The 8241-nt window shown below is 52.6% G+C and carries 6 protein-coding genes and 2 pseudogenes; 3 read left to right on the top strand and 5 right to left on the bottom strand.

Annotation, left to right across the window (positions count from 1 at the left end):
* The 3 genes and pseudogenes from CAG25_RS28825 to CAG25_RS11515 form a co-directional block, all read left to right on the top strand.
* A pseudogene (locus CAG25_RS28825) lies at window positions 1–270 on the top strand (type VI secretion system tip protein VgrG); the annotation flags it as partial.
* Window positions 267–1100: a DUF4123 domain-containing protein gene (locus tag CAG25_RS11520; RefSeq protein WP_158090088.1), complete on the top strand. Its 834-nt coding sequence runs from the start codon at window positions 267–269 to the stop codon at window positions 1098–1100. The pseudogene CAG25_RS28825 and the gene CAG25_RS11520, both read left to right, overlap by 4 nt.
* A 19-nt stretch (window positions 1101–1119) precedes the next feature.
* Window positions 1120–3624 (top strand): LysM domain-containing protein, encoded by a 2505-nt coding sequence (locus CAG25_RS11515; protein WP_085611455.1) that lies wholly within the window; start codon window positions 1120–1122, stop codon window positions 3622–3624.
* Window positions 3625–3660: 36 nt separating this feature from the next.
* Here CAG25_RS11515 and CAG25_RS11510 read toward each other — a convergent pair whose 3' ends face one another.
* From CAG25_RS11510 to CAG25_RS11490, 5 genes and pseudogenes are all read right to left on the bottom strand, one after another.
* Window positions 3661–4653, bottom strand: coding sequence for an SUMF1/EgtB/PvdO family nonheme iron enzyme (locus tag CAG25_RS11510; protein WP_085611454.1), 993 nt, complete (start codon window positions 4651–4653; stop codon window positions 3661–3663).
* Between the two features lie 114 nt (window positions 4654–4767).
* A pseudogene (locus CAG25_RS28820) lies at window positions 4768–4884 on the bottom strand (DUF533 domain-containing protein); the annotation flags it as partial.
* A 113-nt stretch (window positions 4885–4997) separates the two neighbouring features.
* The gene (locus CAG25_RS11500) at window positions 4998–5990 is read right to left on the bottom strand and encodes an SUMF1/EgtB/PvdO family nonheme iron enzyme (RefSeq protein WP_085611452.1); all 993 of its coding nucleotides are present in this window, start codon (window positions 5988–5990) and stop codon (window positions 4998–5000) included.
* A gap of 433 nt (window positions 5991–6423) precedes the next feature.
* Window positions 6424–7419 (bottom strand): SUMF1/EgtB/PvdO family nonheme iron enzyme, encoded by a 996-nt coding sequence (locus CAG25_RS11495; protein WP_256575338.1) that lies wholly within the window; start codon window positions 7417–7419, stop codon window positions 6424–6426.
* Window positions 7420–7500: 81 nt separating this feature from the next.
* Window positions 7501–8223, bottom strand: a complete 723-nt coding sequence (locus CAG25_RS11490) for a tellurite resistance TerB family protein (protein ID WP_085611451.1) — start codon at window positions 8221–8223, stop codon at window positions 7501–7503.
* Window positions 8224–8241: the final 18 nt, after the last annotated feature.

Below are 8241 nucleotides of genomic sequence, written 5' to 3'. Positions count from 1 at the left end.
TTCATCAAGATCGATGGCGGCGGCGTGACCATGAGCGGGCCGGCGATCAACATCAACTCCGGCGGAGGACCGGGCAGCGGCACCGGCGCCGCCCCACTGATGCCGGGCGTGCTGAAACAGGCGGATGCGGACAAGGCTGGCCAAGTCGTCAAACCCTCCCTCGGCTCCTTCAAGGCACAGTCAAAGGCAGGCGTGCTGTTGCCGACGCCGTCATGTCATCTCGACGGGACCGGGTGCTGCCCGGTTCACCAGACGGGAGCGTCAGCATGATTACCTCCATCCAGTCGCCTTTCGAGCAGCCTGCGACAACCGGGGCAATGTGCCTGATTCTGGATCGCAGTTTTGATCCGGACCTGCTGAGCCACCTGTTTCGAGGTGAAGAACAATCCAGGCCCAGCTGTATTCCATTGTTTACAAACACGCCTTACGCCGAGCTCCAGCCTGCTGGCCCCTACGTAGTCATGTACCCGGAAAAGCATTCGGCTGCGAGTTACGCCAGCAAATTGCTGGAGCAATCCGATGCAGGGTGTGTCGCCTGGTTGAGTGATCCGGCCTTGCTGGATCAGGGCATTGAACACTTGCGCAGTCTGCTGACCGTGAAAACCGATGAAGACCCTCAGCAAATGATGCGCTTCTATGAACCGCGCTGGCTGGAGCCTCTGCTATTCAGCCTCAGCGAAGCTGAAAAAGCCCAATTCATCGGCCCCTTCAGTGGCATAGCCTGGCGCAATGAGATCGGCTGGCGGTATTACGCCAAGTCGCCTCAAAGCGCTTCAACGGAAACTCAGGCTCCGGGCTGGCTGCATTTGAGCCCGGAGCGCCAGGCGCTGATCGAGCAGGGCAGGCTAAAGGTCATTGCGACCCGTTTTGCCGACGATTATCAGGAAGTCTTGCCCACGGAGGACGCCGTCGAATTCGTCCACCGCCAATTGCTGGCCGGACAGGACATGGGCTACGAGCAAATGGCAGACCAGGAGCGATGGCTTCGAGTCGCCATCCAGCGTGGCGACAGTTTCTGGGATCAGTCACCGGCCGCCGAATTACTGGCGCGGGACGACGTCGCGCTGGGCGACAAGCTGATGCAACTGGAAAGCCTGTGAATCACAAGGACGATGCGCAATGAGCGACACCTACACCGTTAAGAGCGGCGACACTCTTGGCAGCATTGCCGCCGCCAACAAATGCTCCGTGGCGGATCTTCGGGGACTGAACCCGATCATCACAGATCCCAATCACATCAAGGTCGGCTGGGTACTGAAATTACCTGCGGCAAAAGCCCTGCCGCCACCCAAACACGCTGACAACCAAAGCACAACGGCTGTAAAAGGTGCCGTCGAGTGCAAGGACGAACTGGTCGATGTCGTACACATCACCGGAGATGAACACTTTTACGTGCTGACTGAAAAAGAGTCGAAAGACCTCAAGCAGCAGAGCGACCTCGTCAAAAAACTCATGGACGAGCTGCATCAGAATCTGGCCAAGGCGACCGAAGCCAGCAAATGCGCCAAGACCAAGGATCCGCAGGCTGGCTGCTCCTGCTCGCGTTGTGTCAAAGATGACTGGAACGCGAAGGCCGAGGAAGCAGGCCTGCTGCAACGTTCCCCTCCCCCGGTGGAAAAACCGAAAACTGTCATCGAGCGCAAGGAGGATCTGCAAGGCCAACTGGCGACCGTGCAAAAGGCCCGTGACTGGTATCAGCGCTACAAGCCGCAGCCCGCATTCGAAGGCAACTATCTGGAGACCAACTGGGAAGGCCTGCAAGCCAAAAAAGTTGCCGAGCTCAACGCGGAGATTCAGTCACTGCGCAACCGGATTGCCGCACAAGGCAAAGCCGAAGCCGGCGACAGCTCCACCAGTGCCAACGGTGCAGCACCGGACATCAAACATGGTAAAGGGAGAGCCTCGGACACCCAGAAAGGCAAGCAGGTCAAAACCGGGATTACGGTGGTCGAATACATTTCCTTCCGTGACCCGTCTCGCCGCCACTACATTCCGGTACGCACCCGAGAACAACTCACCTGGAGTGTCAAAGTCCCTACCAAGGTGATGCAAGGCAAGCCACTGGACAAGAATCTGGCCAAGGATCTGATCAAGGACATCCGTACGGCGGTCAATGACGGTCGCAAGACCAGCCCTCTGGGCAGCCTGGAAGCCAAATTCACATCGTGGACGAGCAAGGACGACAACCTGCTCAACGCACTGCACAAAGAATGCTCCTGGACCTCCAACGAAGCGGACTCCGCGATGTACGCCGTGTCGGCCGAAGCCCACGCGTTCCGTTTCGCTGCCACGGCCAGTGCCGGTATCAACAGTTGGGAACCCGGCAAAGGTAATATCGAACTCGGCGTCAAAGGCAGCGCAGCAATCTCTCTGGCCGAAGGCTCCGTTGCACTCAAGAGCTACTTTCCCGACCAGGGTGGCTACGTGGTGCGCATGCCGTACCGCAATGCCGAAGGAAAGGAAGTGGTCAGCGACATTGGCATCTTCCGGCTCGACGGCAAGGTGGAATTGTCTTGCTTCCTTGGCGCCACCGCGCAAGGCCAGGCAGGTGCCAAAGCCCAATACAAACCCAAGGAAGCAGAAGCCTCCGGTGTGACCGCGCTGTTGAGTACGCCCGACCTGGCCGTCGACAAGAAACGCGGTGGCAGCCTCGGCCTGAAAGGCAACGCATTCGCGGGCGTTCAAGGTGGCGGAACCGTAACCGGGACATTGAAGTGGCTTGATTCCACCAAACAAGGCGTGGGCAAGATCACGCCCGGACAGGCGAATGACAGTGGGAGTACGGACTGGTCGAGTCTGGTGGAAATCAAGGCGGAGGGGAATGTCGCACTTGGAATCGGGGCGAGTTTTGATTTTGGGATTGAAATTACCGAAAACCGATTGGCAATAAACTGCAAAGCCAGTCTGGTTTTCGGGCCTGGTGCTGGTGGTGGTTTTGGTACAGCAGTCGATATCGAAAAAATCGGTGATTTGATCTATGTGCTCTGCAATGCTCTGTCGAAAGCCGATTTCCATTATCAGTTAGCTATAACTGAAGAAGCGTTTAAATATATGGCGAGAGGCCTTTTTCAGATTATCACTCAACCTGGAGAGACTATAGGTAAAGCATTTTCGGATAACGCCAATGACATGAGGCTCTGGTGGAAAAAGCGAGTCGCAACTAAACAAGTAGCTCAGAACACCGCTGCTTACCTTCTCAAAAATAAAACCATCAAGGTGAATAGCAAAAGCATCCCTGTCAGCCTTTTACCTCCAGAAACAGTCGGACCGATTATCTATCTCTTGACAGAAAGCTTTGTTGAAAGCTGGGCCGAAGAACAAGAAAAAGCTGTCGTATTCTTGCTTTCTCATATTCGTACTTGGCGACACTTCATCCATGTATTAGAGCACTGCTCAAGTGATGGAAAAAAAGTTGACCCGACGAATAGTCTGAACCGTATCAACGCCCTGCTCGACGGGCATGAACAACTGCAATTCAACAGATTTATCAAAGCACTTGCAGCAAACAACGAAACACCTTTGGAACAAACAACATTGATTGCCTGGCAACCAACTCAGGCATGGAGAAAAGAAAAAACATTACTCGCAGCCAAAAGAAGCGGGCTATTTGACAGAATAGCTTAAAAATGAAGGCGCCGAAGACGCCTTCAACCTAAACTACTAAAGTGGATTACTGGACTGAATTGCACACCTAAAACTTGTATCGCTTGAATGATATTTTTGCACTAACTCTTCAGGCCAACGGCGGACGAGAGGTGCCGCAGACAGTGGCGCTTCCAAAGTTGTAGATCCTCTCCTGATCTTCTTTTCGCCCGTTTCCGGCCCCTGAGGATTGTCTACAGGAGAAACTTTGTAATAATTTTCATCGTACCAGTCATTAACCCAATCGGTGGAATTACCAGCCATACCATAGAACCCCATAGGATTAGGTGCAAAACGATTCACTGGGAAATTTTCCTCTTCATTTTCAAAAGGAAAATTCTTACCGTAATCAAGACTCCCAGTATCAGTAGGAAACAGTATGTGCTGCCCACGGTTGCGGGCTGCAAACTCCCACTGCGCCTCTGTCGGCAGGTCTACTTCGTAACCACTTAAAGAACCAATCCAAGTGCAATAATCTTTTGCTTCCTGCCAGCTTTGAGTTGGTGCAGGAAGGTTAGGCAAATAAAGATTTTCCAAATCTTTGCGTTTTCGATCCTCTGCGTCATAGAGCGGCTTTCCATTAGCCACAAAAAAAAGATCGAAATCCGCCAACGTAGCCTGATATTTCGATAGATAGTAACTGCTCAACTTTACCGGATGGACGAAATCGTCATTGCCCTTCCTGCTGATATTACAAAGCTGCTCCGGCTCCTGCCCGCAAGGCCAGGTGCAAACATCCGTTTCGTCGTATTCACAAGCCCAGCCAAAGTCGCCCATATCAAACTGGCCACCTTCGACAAACACCATATTGTCAATCGACTGCACTACGGTGTTGAGGACCTTTTCACGCAGATCGGTAGAGAGGTCGGGGTACTTGGTTTTGATGGTCGCAGCAATCGACGCGACTTTTTCCGGTGTCAGGCTCTTGCTGACTGGCAATGGGCCGGATTCGGCCTCGCAGCCGGCCAGAAAAAACAGGGCCGGGAGGGCAAGCACAAACTGACGTAACACGGGCAATTTCCTTATAAGGTGCGTCAAAGGCCAAACCTTAACATCCCCTGCCGTGTCTCACAAAAACCTTACACCAATGCCCCCCCTCCCCTGTCTCTCCAACTCAACCTACCCCCGCGCCAGTTCATCCAGATAGCTCTTCTCCATGAAGCTGTCCGCATCAACCATCATCACGCTCGCCACGTACATATCGGCCACCGTCTCCTGTGCGCTCGCCGCGCGGACGACATCGAAGTTTTTTGTTTTCGGCAACAAGGCCTTCGACGACAAAATGACAGATTGGCTCTTTGACAATAAAACAGTCACCTTTTTGCCCATAAAAGGTGCCCACAAAGTCACGACAATTACAGAGGCCCATCTGTTTGAACTGCACACCGAAAGCTCGTATCACTCGTATGATATTTCTGTGGAGAGCTTGCAGCCCAACGACGAATCATTGGAGCAGCAGATAATGGAGCTTCTAAAACAGTTGAGCCACGTCTGATTTTTTGAGTACCGAACTCTGGTCCTTTTGGATTCTCATGAGGAGAGTTTTTGTAATAGTCTTTTCCGTACCAGTCGCTAACCCAATCAGTTGAGTTGCCGGAAAGACCGTATATACCTAGAGAATTAGGTGCAAAGCGATCAACTGGGAAATTATTCTCCTCATCTTCAAGAGGAAAATTTTTTCCATAATCTAAACTCCCAGTATCTGTAGGAAATAACAAATGCTCCCCACGACTGCGAGCAGCATATTCCCATTGCGCCTCAGTTGGCAGTCTCACTGTATAACCACTAAGGTCGCCAAGCCATTGACAATAGTCGCTGGCCTCTTGCCAGTCTTGAGTAGGGGCAGGTAGATCCGGCTGATAACGAAACTTTAAGTCTTCACGCTCTCGATACTTCTGATCAAACAACGGCTTATTATTCACAACGAAAAACAGATCAAAATCTCTCAAAGTAGCTTGAAACTTAGAAAGGTAATACCCGCTCAATTTAACCGAATGCACAAAATCGTCATCGCCATTTGGACTGATATTACAAAGCTGCTCGGGCTCCTGCCCGCAAGGCCAGGTGCAAACATCCGTTTCGTCGTATTCGCAAGCCCAGCCAAAGTCGCCCATATCAAACTGGCCACCGTCGACAAACACCATGTTGTCAATCGACTGAACTACAGTGTTGAGGACCTTTTCGCGCATCTCGCTGGACAGGTTCGGATACTTGGTTTTAATAGTTTCCGCAATCGACGCGACTTTTTCCGGTGTCAGGCTCTTGCTGACTGGCAATGAGCCGGACTCGGCTTCGCAGCCCGCCAGAAAAAATAGGGCCGGGAGAGCAAGCACAAACTGACGTAACACGGGCAATTTCCTTATAAGGTGCGTCAAAGGCCAAACCTTAACATCCCCTGCCCTGCCTCATAAAAACCTGAATACCTCCTCCTCCACAAAAGCCAACCTGACCTGCCTCTCCAACTCAGCCTTCAACCCCGGCCCCAGCTCAAATGCCGAGCCAGCTCATCCAGATACCACCTCTCCATTCCTATCATCACGCTCGGCACATACACCTCCGTTGAAGCCAGGACTTAAGTTACTGATCGTTGTAGAGTTTGGTCATTCGTGGATCAATTGACGTTCGCGATCATCGATGCGGCTGTCGGCTTAGTCGACGGCTACAAGGGCTTCAACGGCAGAAAAAAGGTGACAGACTGACACTTTTAAAAATAAATTTTCACCTTTTCACCTTTTCACCTTTGACATCTTCACCAATGCAAAAAGTCATTGAAGGATGTAGTTAACGCAGACGCTCCCCTGATTGAATAGCGCAGCGAAAACCAGTACCAGGGTAATAGGCTTCCTGTTCTGGTTTATCCGGCCAGCGTCTAACTACAGAGGCGGCGGACATTGGGCCTTCTGGATAGTAGGAGCCTCGCTTAACCTTATAAGTACCTTTTTCCGGTCCTTGAGGGTTTACCACTGGTGACTGACGGTAGTAATCCTCACCATACCAATCATTAACCCAGTCAGTCGCGTTACCTGCAAGACTGTAGATACCCAGTGGACTGGGTGGAAATTTAGCAATTGAAAACGTTCTACCCCCTCCTTCCACAGGATAGTTTTCCCCAAAACTCAAACTGCCAGTATCAGTAGGAAAAAGAATATGTTGCCCACGATTACGAGCAGCAAATTCCCACTGCGCCTCGGTAGGCAAATCCACAGAATAACCACTAAGGTTGGCAATCCAGTGACAATAGTCCTTGGACTCCTGCCAAGTTTTGGTAAATGCAGGCAAATCACGCTGATAGCGGAACTTCAAATCCTCACGCTCGCGTTTCTCAACATCAAACTGAGGTTTTCCGTTCGCAATAAAGAACAAATCGAAATCACCCAGCGAGACTTGAAACTTTGAAAAATAATAGGAATTCAACTTGACCGGGTGAACAAAGTCATCATCGCCATTACTGCTGATATGACAAAGCTGCTCCGGCTCTTGCCCGCAAGGCCAGGTGCAAACATCCGTTTCGTCGTATTCGCAAGCCCATCCAAAGTCGCCCATATCAAACTGGCCACCTTCGACAAACACCATGTTGTCAATCGACTGAACTACGGTGTTGAGTACCTTTTCGCGCATCTCGCTGGACAGGTTCGGATACTTGGTTTTAATAGTTTCCGCAATCGACGCGACTTTTTCCGGTGTCAGGCTCTTGCTGACGGGCAATGAGCCGGACTCGGCCCCGCAACCGGCCAGAAAAAACATGGCCGGAAGGGCGAGTAAAAACTGACGTAACACGGGCAATATCCTTATAAGGTGCGTCAAGGGCCAAACCTTAACATCCCCTGCCCTGTCTCATAAAAACCTGAATACCTCCGCTTACACCAAAGCCACCCTCACCTGCCTCTCCAACTCCACCTTCAACCCCGGCTCCAGCTTCAGCTGCCGCGCCAGTTCATCCAGATAGCTCTTCTCCATGAAGTTCTCCTCATCCACCATCATCACGCTCGCCACGTACATCTCGGCGGCCATCTCCGGTGTGCTCGCCGCGCGAGCGACGTCGGTGGGGTCGAGGGGTTTGTTGAGTTCGGCGTGGAGCCAGTGCTTGAGCTCCTGATCATTGTCGAGTTTGGTGAATTCGCCTTCGATCAGTTGGCGTTCGCGGTCGTCGATGTGGCCGTCGGCCTTGGCGGCGGCGACCAGGGCTTTGAGGATGGCCTGGCTGTGTTGTTCGACTTGTGCCGGTGGCAGGCGATCGAGGGTTTGCGGTTCGCTTTGTGGGGCAGTGCCTTTCTGGGCGTTCCAGTTGCCGTAGGCTTTGTAGGCAATCACGCCCAGTGCGGCGAGGCCGCCGTAGAGGGCGACTTTACCGCCGACCTTGCGGGCCTTTTTACTGCCCAGCAGCAGGCCCATGGCCCCGGCTGCCAAGGCACCGCCGCCTGCTCCTGACAGCAAACCGCCGAGTGCGCCATTACTGGAAGATCCGCCCAGCAAGCCGCCCAAACCACCGGCAGCCGGTTTGTTCTGCGCCCCGCCCGCCTTGTTCTGCAGCAGGTCCTGGCCGGACTTGAGGAGTTGATCGAGCAATCCACGGGTGTTCATGTTCCGTCTCCAAACAGG

Origin of the sequence: Pseudomonas sp. B16(2017), from assembly GCF_002113205.1 — a bacterium.
GTDB classification, from domain to species: domain Bacteria; phylum Pseudomonadota; class Gammaproteobacteria; order Pseudomonadales; family Pseudomonadaceae; genus Aquipseudomonas; species Aquipseudomonas pharyngis.
This window is presented reverse-complemented; position numbering and strand designations above follow the sequence as displayed.